This is a genomic window from Suilimivivens aceti (assembly GCF_025567405.1).
GTDB classification, from domain to species: Bacteria; Bacillota; Clostridia; order Lachnospirales; family Lachnospiraceae; genus Suilimivivens; species Suilimivivens aceti.
The window spans coordinates 349,383-366,111 of the sequence record NZ_JAOQKJ010000001.1; the positions used below are offsets into that span (position 1 = coordinate 349,383).

Genomic DNA, 16,729 nt, shown 5'->3' on the forward strand with positions numbered 1-16,729 from the left:
TCTTATCTCCCCTGCCTTATAAAACTACCGGGCCGTCTCCAATCTCTACTACATAAAAGTCTGCCGCATAGCCGATCTTTGCAAGATAGGCATCACCGACCTGTTTCTTAAAGGTATCGATCGCATCATCCTCTACGATACTTACAGTACAGCCTCCAAAGCCTGCACCCGTCATACGGGATCCGATCACACCGGGCACCTTCCATGCTTCCTCAACCAGTGCATCAAGCTCGATACCGGTTACCTCATAGTCATCACGAAGAGAAACATGAGAAGCATTCATAAGCTGTCCAAACTGTGCGATATCATTGGCCTCCAGTGCCTTTACTGCCTTCAGCGTTCTCTGGTTCTCATAAACTGCGTGCTTTGCCCTTCTGACCCTTGTTTCGTCCTTGATCGCAAACTTATATTCTTCAAACTGCTCTTCACTCAGCTCGCCAAGGCTCTTGATATCTACTACCTTCTGCAGCTCTGCCAGTGCTGTTTCGCACTCGCTTCTTCTTTCATTGTACTTGGAATCCCCAAGTCCTCTCTTCTTGTTGCTGCAGGCGATCACGATCTTCGCATTCTGTAATTTCACCGGCACATAGGCATAGGAAAGATCAGCTGTATCAAGGAAGATCGCATGCTCCTTCTTACCCATGGCGATAGCAAACTGATCCATGATGCCGCAGTTGACACCGTTGAATTTATTCTCAGAGAACTGGCCGATCAGTGCCAGATCCTGATTGCTTACCTGGAAACCGAAGAAATCACGCAGGATTGCTCCTGTCAGCACCTCTACGGATGCAGAGGAAGAAAGTCCGGATCCGTTGGGAATATTACCATTTAACAGAATGTCCATCCCCTGCGGGATCTCAAAGCCTCTCTCCCCGAATGCCCACATAACACCCTTCGGATAGTTGGTCCAGTCTGCCTCCTTCTCCGGCTTCAGACCGTCAAGGGAAGAATCGATCACACCAAGCTGTTCAAAATTCATAGAATAGAAACGGAGTCTTCTGTCATTTCTCACCCTGGCGGCAGCATAGGTTCCGATCGTCAGTGCACAGGGAAAAACATGACCTCCGTTATAGTCTGTATGTTCTCCAATCAGATTTACACGTCCCGGTGCAAAAAACACCTTCACGCCATCTGTATCCCCAAATACTTTTCCAAATTCCTTTAAAACTGTTTCTTTCATTGCCAACCCTCCATTCACCTTTGTACCCTTATGGTAAATTAATACCAATAAAAAAAACAGACAGGTTTGTTATACAAACCTGTCAAAATGTTAACCGTTTATTTTATTGACCTGATTGATAAAATCCTCGATCTGCTTCAGATATTCCTGATTCTTCCTGGTTTCCCCCTTCTGCATCTCCTTACGGTATGCTGAGGGTGACATCTGCTTTAACTGCCGGAATGCCTTGGAAAATACCAGCGGATCCGTATAGCCGCAGGAAAGGGCGATACTTTCTACCGGAAGTGCCGTTACCTGCAGAAGCTCCGCCGCCTTAGTCAGGCGGAATACCGAAAGGAACTGCTGGGGTGACATTCCCATGGCTTTCTTAAATAATGTATAGAGATAGCTCCTGTTAATACAGACGTAATCGGCAACATCCGTGATCTTGATGGGATTGCAGTAATTCCCGACAATAAAAGCAACAGCCCGTTTCACATAGGTATCTGCCTTGTCATCCTCTCCCCTTTCTTCAACCGGTGCACTCTCTGCAATCAGGGAAAGGAATAGCTGAAGCTGTCCATTTCTCCGGAGCTCATTGGATACTCCAAAGGTATTGTGCTCCAGCATATCCTTCACAGACTGATAAATCTCTTTCCCTTTATCTGTCTTAAATACCGGGCTTGTCAGGGACAGTCCCATGGAATTCAGCACATCCTGTGCCAGAGAGCCATAGAATCCCACCCACACGTACGTCCAGGGATCTGCTTCATCCGCCTGGTAAAAAGCAAGCTCCTCTGGTGGGATCAGAAAGCCGTAGCCCTGCTCCAGCGGATATTCCTTGCCGCCAAGCTGAAGCCTTCCCCTGCCACTAACGATATAGTGGATCAGATAATGGGGCTTTAAGGCCGGGCCAAAGCTGTGAAGTGGCTCTGTCCTTGACAATCCGCAGCAATTCACATATAAGCTTCCGCTTTTTTCTCCGGTGAACTCACGCTGATATGCTTTTTCCACACCCGGCTCCTTTCTGTAGCCCTCATTCTGTTCTGCTTCCCTGTTATCTTCTTGCTGCCGCTAGAAGCTCATCCACAGTCGTAAATGCCATACCAGTCACAGTATCTGCACATCCGTAATAGATTGCGATCCTTCCTGTATCTGCATCTGTCAGTGCTGCACAGGGGAAGGTTACGTTCGGCACATCACCAACACACTCATAATATTCGTGAGGCGCCAGAATATATTCTTTGGATCTCGCCAGTACCTTCCATGGCTTCTCCAGATCCAGAAGTGCCACACCCATACGGTAAACAAAGCCATTGCAGGTCGTGATAACTCCATGATAGATCAGAAGCCAGCCCTCATCAGTCTTGATCGGGATAGGCCCAGGTCCTACCTTGGTGCATTGCCATGCAGACTCATCTCCGGGGATCGGCCCCATGATATGTCTGTGATGTCCCCAGAATTCCATGTCCTTACTGAAGCTGACGAAAATATCACCAAAAGGAGTATGTCCTGTATCACTGGGTCTCGAGAGCAGTGCGTACATACCATTGATCTTCTCCGGGAACAACACACCATTCCTGTTATAGGGAAGAAATGCGTTTTCAAGCTGTACGAATTTTTTGAAATCATAGGTATAGGCTACGCCGATCGTCGGTCCATGATAGCCGTTGCACCATGTGATATAATATCTGTCCTCCAGGAAGCAGACCCTCGGATCATAACGGTATTCCCTGTGAAGGATCTCCTCATCCGCTCCCTCGAAATGGATCGGCTCATCCTCGATTTCCCAGTGAATGCCGTCCCTGCTTCTTCCCGCAAAAATATCCATACTGATAGATCTGCTGTCACAGCGGAATACCCCTGCAAAGCCATTCTCAAATGGAACTACCGCACTGTTAAAAACACTGTTGGAAACCTTATTTCCGTTTCTTCCGATGATCGGATTTTCGCTGTAGCGCCATACCGGCATGGTATATCCTTCCGGCTTGTCCTGCCATGGAATATTTGGCAGTGATTTTCCAATAATCTTACTCATACGTATTCCATCCTTTGGTAATTCTTCTGTTTATTCTGTTACCTTAAGTTCTCCCTGCCACAGTTCCCTGTCCTGATCCATTAGGACAATACGGAACATTCCGGGTTCTACTACCTTATTCATATCACAATTATACAATGCAAGCTCATCAAAGGCAATCCGTATTCCTGCCTCTTTTTCTTCTCCCGGTTTCAGGCGGATCTTGGTAAATCCCTTCAGTTCACGGACACGGCGTACTACAGAAGCCTGCAGATCTGTGATATACAGCTGAGGAACGCAGAAGCCTTCCCTGTCCCCTGCATTTTTTACCTTAAACTGCAGTTCCACTCCTGTTTTATGAAGCTGTTCTTCTGTTATTTCCTTTTTCTCCAGCTTTACACCTGTATAGGTATATTCTGTATAATCAAGCCCATATCCAAAGGAAAACAACGGACTCTGCTTCTCATCCAGATAATGCATTGCCTGATAGGAGCTCTTGTAATTATAATAAACCGGCAGCTGTCCGTTTGCTCTCGGAAGGGATACCGGAAGTCTTCCGGACGGATTTACAATACCACGGAGGATCTCCGCAATGGCCTGTCCGCCGCAGGGTCCTGGATAGAAGGATAAAAGAAGAGCATCCGACTCCTTTTCCACTTCATTGATTATCATGGGACGTCCGGCTATAACAACAGTGATCACCTTTTTGCTCTTTGCCCGTACTGCGCGGAACAGCCTCATTTGGGCTTCCGGGATATTCAGCTCTGACCGGTCCATGCCTTCCCCGCAGTCCATATATAAGTGATCAGAAAGTCTGGCTGCACCGTTTGCATCAAAGTCAGCCGCTGTAAAGCGGCTGGATGAAGAACCAAGAACCACAACGCTCACATCACATTTTTCCGCTTTTTCTTCTGCTTCCAGAAGCATTTCCTCTGTAGTTTCTGTCAGGTCACTTCCCTTTGCGAAAAGGATCTCTGCTTCCGGATACTGTTTATGAATTCCCTGATAAACAGTAGTTACCGAGTTTTCCCTGACAGGCGGTGTATAATCACCAAGCTGGCTGTAAATATCATCTGCATTTGGGCCAGTAACCAAAATACTTCCGGCATTTTCAAGAGGCAGGCTGTTTTCCCTGTTTTTCAACAGAATCACAGATTCTCTGGCAAGATTCAATGATTCCGGATACTCCTCATAAGAAAACTCCGGCAGCATATTTTCCTCAACGAATGGATGTTCAAAGATACCCGCTTCAAATTTCAGCTTCAGGACACGGCGTACCGCCTGATTGATCTCATCCTCTGTGATCAGTCCTTTTCCTACCGCCTCTTCCAGATGGCTGTAGGCTTCGTCCAGAAGCCCGACATCTACACCTGCCCGGAGTGCAAGTCCTGCTGAAACGGTTCCATCACCTGTCATTTTATCAAGCTGATCGATTGCCAGTGCATCTGCCATAACAATGCCATCGAATCCGAATTCATTCCGCAGCAGCTCTGTCAGCAGCTTCCTGTTTGCATGACAGTAGATACCATCGATCTCATTATAGGCAGCCATGACACCCCTTACACCGGCTTTTACTGCACCCTGCATGGCCGGCAGATGGATTTCTCTGAGTTCATGCTCTCCAATTCTTGCTGCACTGGCATTTACGCCACCAGTTGATTCTCCCTGTGCAGCAAAATGCTTGGCTACCACCTGTACACCGCCTTCATGGAGTCCCGTGATCGCTGCTGCCGCCAGATTGCTGCTTAAGAAAGGATCCTCACCATAGCATTCCTCAGATCTTCCCCATCTGGGATCCCGGAGCATATCCAACATGGAGCACAGCGCCAGGTGGGCACCCATACCTTTCAGCTGACTGCCACAGACACGATATGCTTTCCGCAAAAGTTCCGGATGAAACGTTGCACCAGCAGCCAGATTAACCGGAAGAAGATATCCGTCCAGCGCCTGATGCCCGTGAGGACATTCCGAGCTCATCATGACCGGAATATGAAGTCTAGAATGCTCCATTACGTACTTTTGGATCTCATTATACAATTTTATGGCCATTTCTCCGCAAAGACCGTTTTCATAATCTCTCTCCGACCAGGGATCCGAACGGTACAGCCCGTACAGGGCTCCAAGTCCTCCGCAGTTCTCCACCTCTTTATAAAATTCATCCTTCAGGGTAACAGTATCACCCTTTCTGTCATAGATCCGGAATCCATAAAGCTTCTGATTCAGCTGTCCTGCTTTTTCTTTCAGTGTCATTTCCGCAAGCAGCAGGTCAGCACGTTCTCCTGCACTTTTACCGGTATCCATCCATGATCTGTTTTCGCTACTATTTCTGTTCATTTTTCTATATCCTGCAGTTCTGCTTCCAGCAGTTCTCTCCTTTTAAATATCTGTTTTTACTTTTTCATCGCCCAGCCTGTTTACCCTTTCACTGCGCCATCTGAAAATCCCTTGTAGATCCATTTCTGTGCAAATATAAATCCTACAAATACAGGTATACTCACCACGATAATTCCTGCTGCGATCACACTCCATTCTGACGAGTAAGGACCAATAAAGCGGTACAGCACTGTTGACATGACACCTTTTTCTGTTGCCGGCAGATACAGAAATGCTGTATAAAAATCATTATAAATATATGTAATTTTAATAATGCAGGCAGTTACAATCGCCGGTTTTAACATCGGGAGCAGAATATTCCAGTAAATCCTGAAGTAGGAACAGCCTTCCATTAATGCAGACTCATCTACAGAAATGGAAATCTGATTCAGATACTGTCTGTAAAGATACAGGCTTACAATATCTACTCCGGAATATAGGATAACAACACTGAACAGATTATTGACAAGACCTACTCTGGCAAAATCCTTGAAAATGATCAGATGTACGATAATGCCTGGCACGAAGGAAGCCATCATATAAAATCTGTCAATAAATCCCTTTCCCTTAAACTGGAAACGGGACAGGCAGAAGGCAACCATTGTACACAATACAGTAGATATGATGCAGGCAAATACTATAATAAAAATAGTATTTGCAAATCCTCTGAGCAAATTTCCCTTTATCATTACAGTTGCATAATTGCTGAAATTCTTAAAGTTTTCTGGAAGCTCCATGCTGCCCGTGGAGAGATATTCAATTTTCGTTTTAAAGGAAGCCAGAAAAACACCGATCAGAGGATAAATGACAACAAATGCCACAAAGATCAATATGATGTATTTCAGGATAGCTATACTGTATTTTTTTACTTTATCACTCATATGTATTCTCATTCTCCTCCTTGAAAACAATATTCTTAAACACCATAACAACAGCTGCTATCACCAGCATACAGATTGCCATGGCACAGGCCTGTCCATATTTGTTATAGCTGAATGCTGTCTCAATAAGTGTTGTGGAAAAAGAGTTCGTTCCATTCTTTCCATTCGTGAGAACATAAGGAATGTCAAATACAGAAATAGAATTCACAATGGAGAAAGTCGCCATCAGTCCGACAATCATTTTGATATTCGGATAAGTAATGGCTTTGAACATTGCCCATGCCCCCGGCTCCGTCAATTGCTGCTGCATCATAATATTCCGAGGAAATAGACTGCATAGTTCCAAGATAGATCAGAAAGCTGTAGCCCACATTTTTCCACAGGAAAATAAATGCCAGTGCAAAATTGCAGGTTTTAGGATCTGAAATCCATACCTTAATATAGTCACCAAAACCTGCCACATTCATCAGCGTATCCAATCCACCACCGATCTGATAGAACATACGGAATGCCATAGCTACCGCTACACCATTCATAATGAACGGGAAGAAAATGATTCCTTTAAAAAAGCCGCTCCCACGCAGCTTCTTGTTCATGATCACTGCGAGAAACAGTGAGAGCACCTGCTGCAGAAGCCCTGCCAGAAGATAATAACCTGCCGTCACAAATACATTTCTGTAGGATTCTGTTGTAAAAATATTTTTGTAATTATAAACGCCCACGAAATCATACGGTGACACAGAACCCTTCCAGTCCGTAAAGCTGTAATAAAACATGGTAATGATAGGATATACTGTAAAATACAGAAGAAAGAGCATCGGAATTGTTAAGAACAGAATCAATATCTTTCTTTTCTGCCATTTTCTTTTGGATCCCAGTTTCCCTTTTTCTTGTTTTGCCAATTGCTGTACCTCCATCCTGTTCCGACTTTCTCACTATTTTTTTGTCTTTTTTATACTATATTGATATCATATAGTATAATGAATGGGAGAGCGTATACCGCCCTCCCATCAGGCTATCATGTGCTGAAGCTGCTTACTGGAAATTCTTTCCCCAGAGCTCATTCAGCTTATCATATTCAGGCTCTCCACCATTCATAACCGGCAGCATAACATAATCAAGAAGATATCCATCGAAAGAGTAAACATCTATCTCAGCAGTTCCTGCCATTTCCTGAATCTTAGGATCCTTTGCAGGAGAAGTATAAGTCTCTACATAATCAAGATCCTGCAGGAACGCAAGATCAGGCTGGTTTTCACCACCGTCAATCATGATTTCATTCATACCAAGTGCCAAGGCCATATTCTCACAGAAGAATGCACAAAATTCCTTTGCAAGCTCAAGGTTTTCAGAATTCTTATTAACACCCATAAACAGATCCTGCGCAATTCTCATTCTGAGCTTATTGTCCGCACTTACATCATTCTTGTAAGGGAAAGGAATAAACCCAATAGAATCAGCGGAAAGACCAAGTTCTTCTGCATGCTCCTGTGCCTGGGATAATGCCCATGTACCTGTAAATATAAATGCAGTTTTCCCTCCGCCAATGGATGTCAGTGAAGAATCCCACTGATCTGCTGTTACAACATCAGCTTCTACATATCCCTTCTTTGCAAAATCAGCCAGAATATCATCAGCTTCTCTTAAAGCACTTCCTTCAGCCCACGGAGTCTGATCTGTCAGAATCTTATTTGCATAATCATCATCACCAGACATGGTGATTGCCAGATTGTCCCAGTAACGCATGGTCCATACAGAACCTGCATTTGTGTAAATACCCGTAATACCATTTTCTTTACACTTTTCGAGATCTGCATACAGCTCATCGAGAGTTTTGGGAACCACGCCATCACAGTATGTATCCAAAACTGTTTTATTGTAAAGAAGTCCTTCGTATACGATACCGATCGGAATGCCATAGCTCTGGCCTTCATACTGCATATAGTCACCATAATAGTATTTTGATGCCATTTCTGTCGCATCTCCTAGAGGTGCAAAATAATTTGGCAGCTCACTTGCCAGCAGAACAGAAGGAACAAGGATTACATCCTCATATTGTCCACCAGTCAGTCTGGTAACCTGCTGTTCATCACTTGCACCTGACAGTGTTGTAAATTTTACTTCTTTTAATTCAGGGTGAAGCTTCTTGAATTCATCCACAACAGGAACAATATTTTCTTCATAGAAATCTTCCGGATAATGGAATGCAAGAGACAAAGTAACATCTCCTGCTGCCGTACTGTCATCTGCTGCCTCTGTTTCCTGTGTTTCTGCTGCAGTGCTGTCAGTTTCTGTTGCTGTACCGGTACTGCTTCCGCATCCGGCAAGTGTTGTCATAACCATTGCTGCAGTCATAATCGCTGCAATCCATTTTTTCTTCATTATGATGCCCTCCCTTTGGTTCATTTTTATTTGGATTGACTTTATTAAACACCATATCAGTCCCTTTTTCCTCTTTCATGTTGACTATGTTTTATGGTATATTGATCTTTCCTTTTTTTGAATTTCCTATTGATAATTTTTATGTGAACACTTATTTTATAGGTAATCTTTTTTATTGAAGGAGAGAATGATTCATGCTACCTATCTTTCTGAAACTTGCAAAAGAAGAATATGATTTTGGTCCCCGTGCCCTGTACCAGACAAGTGTTGCTGATACTTTTCCAGATCATTATCATGATTTTTATGAGGTCTTTCTGGTAACTTATGGCAAAGCTGTTCACAGCATCAATAATTCCCAGCAGCTCCTGTCCCAGGGAAGTCTTGTCTTTATACGCCCTAATGATGTCCACAGCTACGCTGCCATTAACTATTTTGATTTCAAGATCATTAACATCGGGTATTATATAAGTGAAATCGCCCCCGTTCTTTCATACCTTGGCATTTCCCCTTCTGTCATTGACTCTCCTCTGCTTCCTATTCACCTTAAAATAGAAGGAAAACAGTTTGATCATCTGCGTGATATGCTTTTAGAGCTCGCTTCCCTGTACCCCAGTCAAAAATGCCGCCCCTTATTCCGTTCCTTCGCTTCTGAGCTCTATTATCCTCTGCTTGGCGCAGAAACAGAATTTGTCCATACAAGAACTCAGCTGATTCCGGACTGGCTCTACAAGCTGGATATTGAAATGAGCAAACGTCACAATTATATCCAGGGGCTCCAAAGGCTCATGGAATTATGCAACTATTCCCAGGCCCACGTGATCCGCTCCTTTCAGAAGTATTATAAAATGTCTCCCACGGAGTATATCAACAGTAAGCGTATGGTATATGCCTGTGAGCTGATCCTTTCTAATAAGTACAGCATTACTGAGATCTGTTATCAGTGCGGATTTAATAATCTGAGTCATTTCTATAATGTATTTCACTCTATTTATCACTGCACTCCAAAGGATTTTGCCGCAAGGCATATGTAACAGAACTTATCAATACAGCATAATAAAAAGCGCATAGAGTAAAGGTGAATTTTTTACTTCTGTTATACACTGAAATCAGTCTCATTAATCTATTTTTCAGAACTGCAGGATAACAGAATTATATGACAGGAGATCTATACAATGAATAGAAAACATATCCAAGATACCTTTGATTATTTTTTACATTTTACCGAAATTTACCGCACAAATGAGAACAAGTATCTCCGGGAGGCACGCATACTGAAGCTTCAGATTCCGCACATTCTACAGGATTTCCAGAAGGGAGATCTTCTTGCTGGCAGTATTCACCACACCTTTATTGGCTTCAGTCCGCAATATGGCGGCAAATACATTTACTTTTTTGAAGAGGATCAGGCAAGAAAACTTCTTGACGATAATAGGGAATTCCTGTCCCGGATTGATGAAATAGAAGCTGCCATTGCTTACTGGCATACAGAACGTACTCTGTACAAGCTGAATGATCGTTTTGCATCAAAGCATGGTCATCTCGATCCATATCAAAAGGCTGTACACAGACTGGGGGAAGAAGGGCGCCTTGGCGTTTCCAGCATTCCTGATGGCCGTCTTGCCCTCACCATACCCGATCTGGACAAGCTTCTTCAGCTTGGACTTCACCATCTTTATGAGGAAGTTGCACTGAAGGACCAGACAGATCCTTTTATCCAGGCTCTGCTGATCACGATTACTACAGTTGAGGATGCCATTGATTTCTACAAATATCAGCTCTGCAGCCTTTTGGAAAAGGATCCCGATAATACAGAGCTGCGCCGTATTTACGCTGACCTCAGCCGCATCCGTTATCAGAAACCAAATACTTTTTTAGAAGCCCTGCAGCTTTTCTGGATCTATGCTGTGATATCTGACCTGATGAATTATGGCCGTATGGATATTTATCTTGGCGATTTCTATGCTGCAGATCTTCAGCAGGGCATTATTGATGAAGAAACAGCTATCAGCTATCTTACTGATCTTTATGGAAAGATCAGGCGAATCGGCAAGATCCATGACGCCCGCATCATCCTTGGTGGTCTTGGACGAAGAAATCCCCAGAATGCAGATCAGCTTGCTCTTCTCCTTATGGAAACCACCAGGCGGACAAAAGAGGTTATCCCACAATTGACATTACGATGCTACGAGGGTATGAACCAGACTGTTTTTGACAAAGCCCTTCAGGTAAATGCCGAAGGCTGCTCCTTTCCGATCCTGTACAGTGACGATACCAATATTCCCGCTATCCAGAAAGCCTTTCAGGTAAATCTGGACGATGCCATGAGCTATATTCCGGCCGGCTGTGGTGAATATATTCTGGAGGGACGGAGTGTGGGGACTCCAAACAGCTCCCTGAATCTGTTGAAAGCACTGGAGCTTGCCCTTCATCACGGCAGAGATATGTATTATCAGGTACAGGCCGGTCCCGACACTGGTGCTGTAGAGGATTTTGCAACCTTTGAAGATCTCTGGGATGCCTTTACTGCACAGATAGATCCTGAGCTTACTCTTGTAGCCTTTGCAGAAAAAGACTGTTACGATATCATTGCCGAAAATGCCGGGTGTCTTCATCTGAGTCTTTTGATGCACGACTGTCTGGAAAAAGGTAAACCTCTTTTAGAAGGTGGTGTCCGCTATTTTCACGGCATGACTGAAATCATGGGTATGATATCTGCCGCTGACAGTCTTACTGCAATCAAAACCCTTGTTTATGACAGGCAGATCATGAGTTTAAAACAGCTTGTAAGTATACTGGATGCCAATTTTGAAGGCTATGAAAAGGAGCGCAGGCTTATGCAGTCCTGCCCCAAGTACGGAAACGACAATGATGAAGCCGACCGCATGGCAATCCGTGTCTTTAACTATATCGCAAAGGCCAGCCTCGCCCTTACAGATCAGACCGGCCTTGATAAATACATGATGGTCAGTGTCAATAATAGCGAAAGCGCTGTCTGGGGCAATGTCACCATGGCATCTGCCTGTGGAAGGAAAAATGGAGAAGCTCTTGCCAATGCCAACGGGGCTTCTATTGGCTGTGACAGAAGTGGTGCCACCGCACTTTTAAATTCCATGCGCAAATTTGATCACTCACTGCATGCCGGCGTGATTAATAACATCCGTTTTACAAAAGAACTGTTTACAGACCAGTTTGATAAAATGAAACAGCTTATCCAGGCATTTTTCATGAATAATGGCAGTCAGCTGAATCTGATGGTAATTGGAAAGGATGACTTGATCAAAGCCAAGGAGCATCCCGAGAAATATCAGAACCTGATTGTCAGGATCGGTGGCTTCAGTGCCCGCTTTGTAGAACTGGATCCCATTGTACAGGAAGAAATTATCAGACGTACTACGTTTGCTTCCTAGATTGTGAGGAAATATGGGTATTATTTTTGATATACAGAAATTCTGTCTCCACGATGGTCCTGGGATCCGCACCACTGTTTTTCTAAAGGGCTGCAACATTCGCTGTCTCTGGTGTCATAATCCGGAATCGTTCCAAAAGCAGCCGGAACTTTCCTACACAGCTTCCAACTGCATTGGCTGTGAGCGCTGTACTACTGTATGTCCGGTTCATGCACACTCTTTTGATGAAAACGGACATCATATAGACCGTTCTCTGTGTACTGCCTGTGGCACCTGCGTACAGGAATGCCTAACAAATGCCCTGAAGATTTTCGGCATGGAACGCAGTGTACAGGATATCCTTTCAGAAGTGGTAAAGGACCGGCCTTATTTTGAACAGAGCGGTGGCGGCATCACAATCTCTGGCGGAGAACCTACTACGCAGTACGATTTTCTGCTTGAGCTTCTCACCGAAGCAAAGAAAGAAAATCTGCACATCTGTCTGGAAACCAATGGCATCGTTGCACCGGCACGATTTCGGGAGCTTACCCGTTATGTGGATCTGTTCCTGCTGGACTATAAAGCTACTGGTGCTGGACTCCACAGGCGGCTGACAGGTGTTGATAATCACCTCATGCTGGAGAACCTTGCATATATGAATGAGATCCATCATCCTCTCATTCTCCGCTGCCCCATTATTCCCGGCTGTAACGATACAGAAGAGCATTTTTCTGCTATACGTCATTTACAGGAATCCTACTCCTGTATCCAATCCTGTGAGATCATGCCCTATCACTCCCTTGGCAGCTCCAAATGGGAACAGCTTGGCAGGGATTATTCCCTTTCTGACCTTCCTGATGCCAGTATGGAGCAGAAGGCTTTCTGGAACTATGCTGCCAGCAATCCATCTATGTGCTGACAGATTATCATGGACAGTCAGTCACGATCTGGCTGTCCATCAGGTTTATTTTTTCCTCTTGTTATTCTTCTCCTTATTCTTTATACTGTTATTAAAAAGCTTTTCGCAGGAGATTAACAAAATTATTATGAAACATTACTATAAATATTTTCTTCCGTTCTTCCTCATTCTGGCATTCCTTGTTACTTTCCTTACAGGCTGTGCTCCCTCCGCTGAGATGCTTGCGGCCGCACAGGATAAATATACAGAACTTGTACAGATCCATAATGAAGTAGTAGAAGTCCATAAGGAAGTAGATGATACCTCCTATGATGATGCTCTTTCCGTCCTGCAGGATGACCTGAATACCATACAGTCCTATAACCTGAAAGACATGTCAGAGGAGGAGATCACCCTGCTGATGTCCACAATGGATACGCTGATCGCATCCTATCAGGATTATCTTGCACAGCTTGGAAATACAAAAAAAGAAGAGGATGCCGCCGAACTGACAGCTATTCCTCTTTCTCTGACCAATAATACTTCTTTTTCCTTCGATCTGATCTCCCTCTATCAGAAGGACAGTGCAGGAGCCCGTATCAATATCCTCTCCGGACTTGAAAGTCTTTCTCCGACCCAGTCCCTGACAGGACTCCAGATCAAACGAAATGCAGAAAACACACCCTGGATGCTTACACTGGAAACCACAGAAGGGGTTACCTACGATATCGAGCTTCCTGTGGAAACCTACACTGAAGATGGTGTCCACCTTTATCTGGCCTATGATTCCGAAACCGGCAGCATCACCGTCTGACCGGTTTCCTTTTTATCTGCAGCTTATGCCTCTTCATCCGTGGCCGGACTCTGACACCGCCTGTTTCTTCTGCTGTCCTCCACTACACCATGGTCTTCAATAGTTCTACTTCTTTCTTGGTCTCATCCAGCATGTCGCTGATCTGCTTGGTTCCCTGGATCATACCATCTGTCAGGGTTCTTGTATTCTCGATATTTGCCAGCAGCTCTTCACTGAATGCACTTAAGTTCTCCACGTACTGTACGATCTCATGGTTGCTGTCCTTGACCTGACCCATACCGGTAGTCTGTTCTGCCATGTCAGCTGAAACCTGGTCAATGTCCTTTTTGATCCTTGCAAAGGCCTCACCTGTCTTCTCCACAAGCTCTGCCTGCGCCTTATTCGTCTCCACAAGGCTGCCTACACTTCTTCCGGCAGCATCTGCCTGCTCTGTAAGCTGTGCCAAAATGTCCTTGATCTGCTGGGTTGCCTGCTCTGTGCCTGCTGCCAGATTCTTGATCTCATCTGCAACTACCGCAAAGCCCTTGCCAGCTTCGCCTGCATGTGCAGCCTCTATACTTGCGTTGAGCGCAAGAAGCGTGGTCTGTGTCGTGATACCGGCGATCATCTGCAGGATCTTATTGGCTTCCTCGATCTGTTCAAGCAATGTGTTCATGGTCGCACTGACTTCGCCGCCCGCACTCTCTGTCTGAGCTGACGCTGCCCGGAGCTGTCCGATATCCTGATTGCCTTCTTCCGTGATCTTCAGTGTGGTCTGGAATTTCTCACTGATCCTGTCCGAAATCTGTACTGCATTGTCCGTCTGCACACCGATATTTTCTGTCATTTCAAGCTGCTTCTGGATCGTCTGTGCCAGGTCATTGGCTCCGGTCACGATCTCTTCGATCGCATTTTTGCTGTTTTCACCCTGGGACTCCATATCCTTGGACTGCGCATCAATAGCAGTGATCTTTTCGATCAGCTCACCGGTGGTGGAAGTCATATTCTCCAGGATCTCCCCGGTATGCTCTTTTTCCTCAGAAATCTGCGCCATCTTGAAATTGCTGATCCTCTCCAGATTTCTGGAGGATACGATACAGAACACATCCACAAGAAGCACTGCTGCCAGGGCAATTTCATAATTGATGATGGAACTGCTGTCTGCCCTGCCGTTTCCCACTTCTTCCACAATATAAAATACATTGATAGCAACTGACAGTGATCCGGCTCCAAGACTGAACTTTCCATTCTGGAAAAGTGTGATCGCCGTCAGCATGGGAAGAATGTAAACAAATGCGATGATACTGTCTGATGTAAACATTGCATAGGCATACAGGATCAGGTAACCGCCCATTCCTATGTATTTGATCGCTGCACTTTCCTTATTCTTCACAAAATACAGGATCATGCATGCAAGAAACGGGATCATCATAATGGTACAGAATACCGCCAGATAACCAGGTGTCCTGTTACCCTTGATGTACTCCCCGATATACGCCAGAAGCAGAATGCCGATCACGGATCCGTAACATACCAGAAACCTCTGATTTACAAGCTGCTTCTCACTGAATGCATGCTTTTCTTTTAAACTCATTTTTAACCCATCCCCTTTGAAATTTTAGTTATCTCTATTGTAAGAACATCGTACCCTTATGTCAATTTTTCTGTACCTTTTTCCTATAATCTACAATCTTTTATTCAATTTTTTCGTTGACTTTCAGGTTCTTCTGTGGTATGATAACATCTGTTCGTGAGAATTGTAATAACATATCTGATATGCGGGTGTAGTTCAATGGTAGAACACCAGCCTTCCAAGCTGGATACGTGGGTTCGATTCCCATCACCCGCTCTTTGCATGCACTTTTTTATCCTGATACCCATATACATTCAGCAGGTATTCATGGCGCTCCCGGCGCATTTGTTTACTCTGCACCATCCAAAAGAAAGGAAGCATTCCTATGAAACATAATTTACGTGTTACCCTGCCTGTCCTGACAGGCGCTGCAGTTCTTTCTCTGTCAGCCGCTCCTCTGCTTCCGGTAAACGCAGCGCCTGCTGCGCAGACAATATCTGCCGGTGCGGTTTCTCAGATTACAGACTATTCCGCTGTGTTTGACGCTGATTATTACTATCAGACCTATCCGGATCTGCAGGCCTCCATTGGCAATGATCCTGCTGCCCTGCTTTCTCATTTCATCAAAACCGGGATGGCAGAAGGACGGAACGGCAATGCCCAATTCAATCTGAAGGCTTATATGTGTCAGAACCCTGATCTGATGGCCGTTTACGGTACAGATCTTCCCTCTTATTACCGTCATTACATCACAAATGGCAAAGCAGAAAACAGAAAGGCTGTTTTTGATGCCGGTAAAGGCTTAGCAGAAGGTGTTCTTGGCAGCTATACCACGACCTTTGATACCACAGAGGCCCGCGCCACCAATGTTATCCTGTCCGCTTCCCGTATTAATGGACTTGTGATCCCTGCAGGCGGACGTTTCTCCTACAGCACTTCCGTAGGTACGAGAACCACTGCAAACGGTTATGTGGAAGCGCCTTCCTTTGCCAGCGGCAGAGTGGTTACCAGTGTAGGCGGAGGTATCTGTCAGGTATCCTCTACTCTGTATGCAGCCATGGTAGTTGCTGATATCCCGGCTGCTTCCCATTATCTGCATTCCCTTCCTGTTGACTATGTTCCAAGAGGACTGGATGCTGCGATCGTAGAGGGCTACAAGGATCTGTCCTTTGTCAATCCTTACAGCTATCCCATTATGCTGCAGACTTCTTCAGACAACGGAGTTCTGACTGTAAGCATTCTGAAGGCTGGCTGAATTTTTGATTAT

Annotated in this window: 14 protein-coding genes and 1 tRNA gene; 6 read left to right on the forward strand and 9 right to left on the reverse strand. The window is 44.9% G+C overall.

Annotation, left to right across the window (positions count from 1 at the left end; translation table 11 throughout):
* Window positions 1-16: 16 nt before the first annotated feature.
* The 8 genes from OCV77_RS01490 to OCV77_RS01525 all read right to left on the reverse strand — a co-directional run bounded on the left by OCV77_RS01490 (window position 17) and on the right by OCV77_RS01525 (window position 8,812).
* On the reverse strand, window positions 17-1,180 hold the full coding sequence (locus tag OCV77_RS01490) for a galactokinase (protein WP_262572656.1): 1,164 nt from the start codon (window positions 1,178-1,180) through the stop codon (window positions 17-19).
* Between the two features lie 90 nt (window positions 1,181-1,270).
* On the reverse strand, window positions 1,271-2,173 hold the full coding sequence (locus tag OCV77_RS01495; protein ID WP_262572659.1) for an AraC family transcriptional regulator: 903 nt from the start codon (window positions 2,171-2,173) through the stop codon (window positions 1,271-1,273).
* A 43-nt stretch (window positions 2,174-2,216) separates the two neighbouring features.
* Window positions 2,217-3,197, reverse strand: coding sequence for a glycoside hydrolase family 130 protein (locus OCV77_RS01500; RefSeq protein WP_262572661.1), 981 nt, complete (start codon window positions 3,195-3,197; stop codon window positions 2,217-2,219).
* Between the two features lie 30 nt (window positions 3,198-3,227).
* The gene (locus OCV77_RS01505; protein ID WP_262572663.1) at window positions 3,228-5,510 is read right to left on the reverse strand and encodes a glycoside hydrolase family 3 N-terminal domain-containing protein; all 2,283 of its coding nucleotides are present in this window, start codon (window positions 5,508-5,510) and stop codon (window positions 3,228-3,230) included.
* Between the two features lie 80 nt (window positions 5,511-5,590).
* Window positions 5,591-6,430 (reverse strand): carbohydrate ABC transporter permease, encoded by an 840-nt coding sequence (locus tag OCV77_RS01510; protein ID WP_262572665.1) that lies wholly within the window; start codon window positions 6,428-6,430, stop codon window positions 5,591-5,593.
* On the reverse strand, window positions 6,423-6,638 hold the full coding sequence (locus tag OCV77_RS01515; RefSeq protein WP_262572667.1) for a hypothetical protein: 216 nt from the start codon (window positions 6,636-6,638) through the stop codon (window positions 6,423-6,425). Before OCV77_RS01515 ends, OCV77_RS01510 begins: the two co-directional genes overlap by 8 nt.
* Entirely contained in the window at window positions 6,616-7,332 is a 717-nt protein-coding gene (locus tag OCV77_RS01520) for a carbohydrate ABC transporter permease (protein WP_262572669.1), read from the reverse strand. The genes OCV77_RS01515 and OCV77_RS01520 overlap by 23 nt, the downstream gene beginning before the upstream one ends.
* Before the next feature lie 133 nt (window positions 7,333-7,465).
* Window positions 7,466-8,812 (reverse strand): ABC transporter substrate-binding protein, encoded by a 1,347-nt coding sequence (locus OCV77_RS01525; RefSeq protein WP_262572671.1) that lies wholly within the window; start codon window positions 8,810-8,812, stop codon window positions 7,466-7,468.
* A gap of 194 nt (window positions 8,813-9,006) precedes the next feature.
* Between OCV77_RS01525 and OCV77_RS01530 the strand changes: the two genes are divergently transcribed.
* The 4 genes from OCV77_RS01530 (at window position 9,007) to OCV77_RS01545 (ending at window position 13,910) form a co-directional block, all read left to right on the forward strand.
* Window positions 9,007-9,843 (forward strand): helix-turn-helix domain-containing protein, encoded by an 837-nt coding sequence (locus OCV77_RS01530; RefSeq protein WP_262572673.1) that lies wholly within the window; start codon window positions 9,007-9,009, stop codon window positions 9,841-9,843.
* Window positions 9,844-9,984: 141 nt separating this feature from the next.
* The gene (locus OCV77_RS01535; RefSeq protein WP_262572675.1) at window positions 9,985-12,219 is read left to right on the forward strand and encodes a pyruvate formate lyase family protein; all 2,235 of its coding nucleotides are present in this window, start codon (window positions 9,985-9,987) and stop codon (window positions 12,217-12,219) included.
* Window positions 12,220-12,232: 13 nt separating this feature from the next.
* A complete protein-coding gene (locus tag OCV77_RS01540; RefSeq protein WP_262572677.1) occupies window positions 12,233-13,117 on the forward strand; it encodes a glycyl-radical enzyme activating protein in 885 nt (294 codons plus the stop codon).
* Between the two features lie 127 nt (window positions 13,118-13,244).
* Entirely contained in the window at window positions 13,245-13,910 is a 666-nt protein-coding gene (locus tag OCV77_RS01545; RefSeq protein ID WP_262572679.1) for a hypothetical protein, read from the forward strand.
* Window positions 13,911-13,992: 82 nt separating this feature from the next.
* Here the strand turns inward: OCV77_RS01545 and OCV77_RS01550 are convergent, their stop codons facing one another.
* Complete coding sequence (locus OCV77_RS01550) at window positions 13,993-15,483, reverse strand: methyl-accepting chemotaxis protein (RefSeq protein ID WP_262572681.1); 1,491 nt, start codon at window positions 15,481-15,483, stop codon at window positions 13,993-13,995.
* Between the two features lie 184 nt (window positions 15,484-15,667).
* Here OCV77_RS01550 and OCV77_RS01555 point away from each other — a divergent pair.
* A tRNA-Gly gene (locus tag OCV77_RS01555) sits at window positions 15,668-15,738 on the forward strand.
* A gap of 109 nt (window positions 15,739-15,847) precedes the next feature.
* Window positions 15,848-16,717, forward strand: coding sequence for a VanW family protein (locus tag OCV77_RS01560; protein WP_262572682.1), 870 nt, complete (start codon window positions 15,848-15,850; stop codon window positions 16,715-16,717).
* Window positions 16,718-16,729 lie beyond the last annotated feature (12 nt).

Coding starts and splice junctions, on each gene's coding strand:
- OCV77_RS01500 (WP_262572661.1), bottom strand. CDS start 3,197: ATGAGTAAGATTATTGGAAAATCACTGCCAAATATTCCATGGCAGGAC.
- OCV77_RS01505 (WP_262572663.1), bottom strand. CDS start 5,510: ATGAACAGAAATAGTAGCGAAAACAGATCATGGATGGATACCGGTAAA.
- OCV77_RS01510 (WP_262572665.1), bottom strand. CDS start 6,430: ATGAGTGATAAAGTAAAAAAATACAGTATAGCTATCCTGAAATACATC.
- OCV77_RS01525 (WP_262572671.1), bottom strand. CDS start 8,812: ATGAAGAAAAAATGGATTGCAGCGATTATGACTGCAGCAATGGTTATG.
- OCV77_RS01535 (WP_262572675.1), top strand. CDS start 9,985: ATGAATAGAAAACATATCCAAGATACCTTTGATTATTTTTTACATTTT.
- OCV77_RS01490 (WP_262572656.1), bottom strand. CDS start 1,180: ATGAAAGAAACAGTTTTAAAGGAATTTGGAAAAGTATTTGGGGATACA.
- OCV77_RS01560 (WP_262572682.1), top strand. CDS start 15,848: ATGAAACATAATTTACGTGTTACCCTGCCTGTCCTGACAGGCGCTGCA.
- OCV77_RS01540 (WP_262572677.1), top strand. CDS start 12,233: ATGGGTATTATTTTTGATATACAGAAATTCTGTCTCCACGATGGTCCT.
- OCV77_RS01545 (WP_262572679.1), top strand. CDS start 13,245: ATGAAACATTACTATAAATATTTTCTTCCGTTCTTCCTCATTCTGGCA.
- OCV77_RS01550 (WP_262572681.1), bottom strand. CDS start 15,483: ATGAGTTTAAAAGAAAAGCATGCATTCAGTGAGAAGCAGCTTGTAAAT.
- OCV77_RS01530 (WP_262572673.1), top strand. CDS start 9,007: ATGCTACCTATCTTTCTGAAACTTGCAAAAGAAGAATATGATTTTGGT.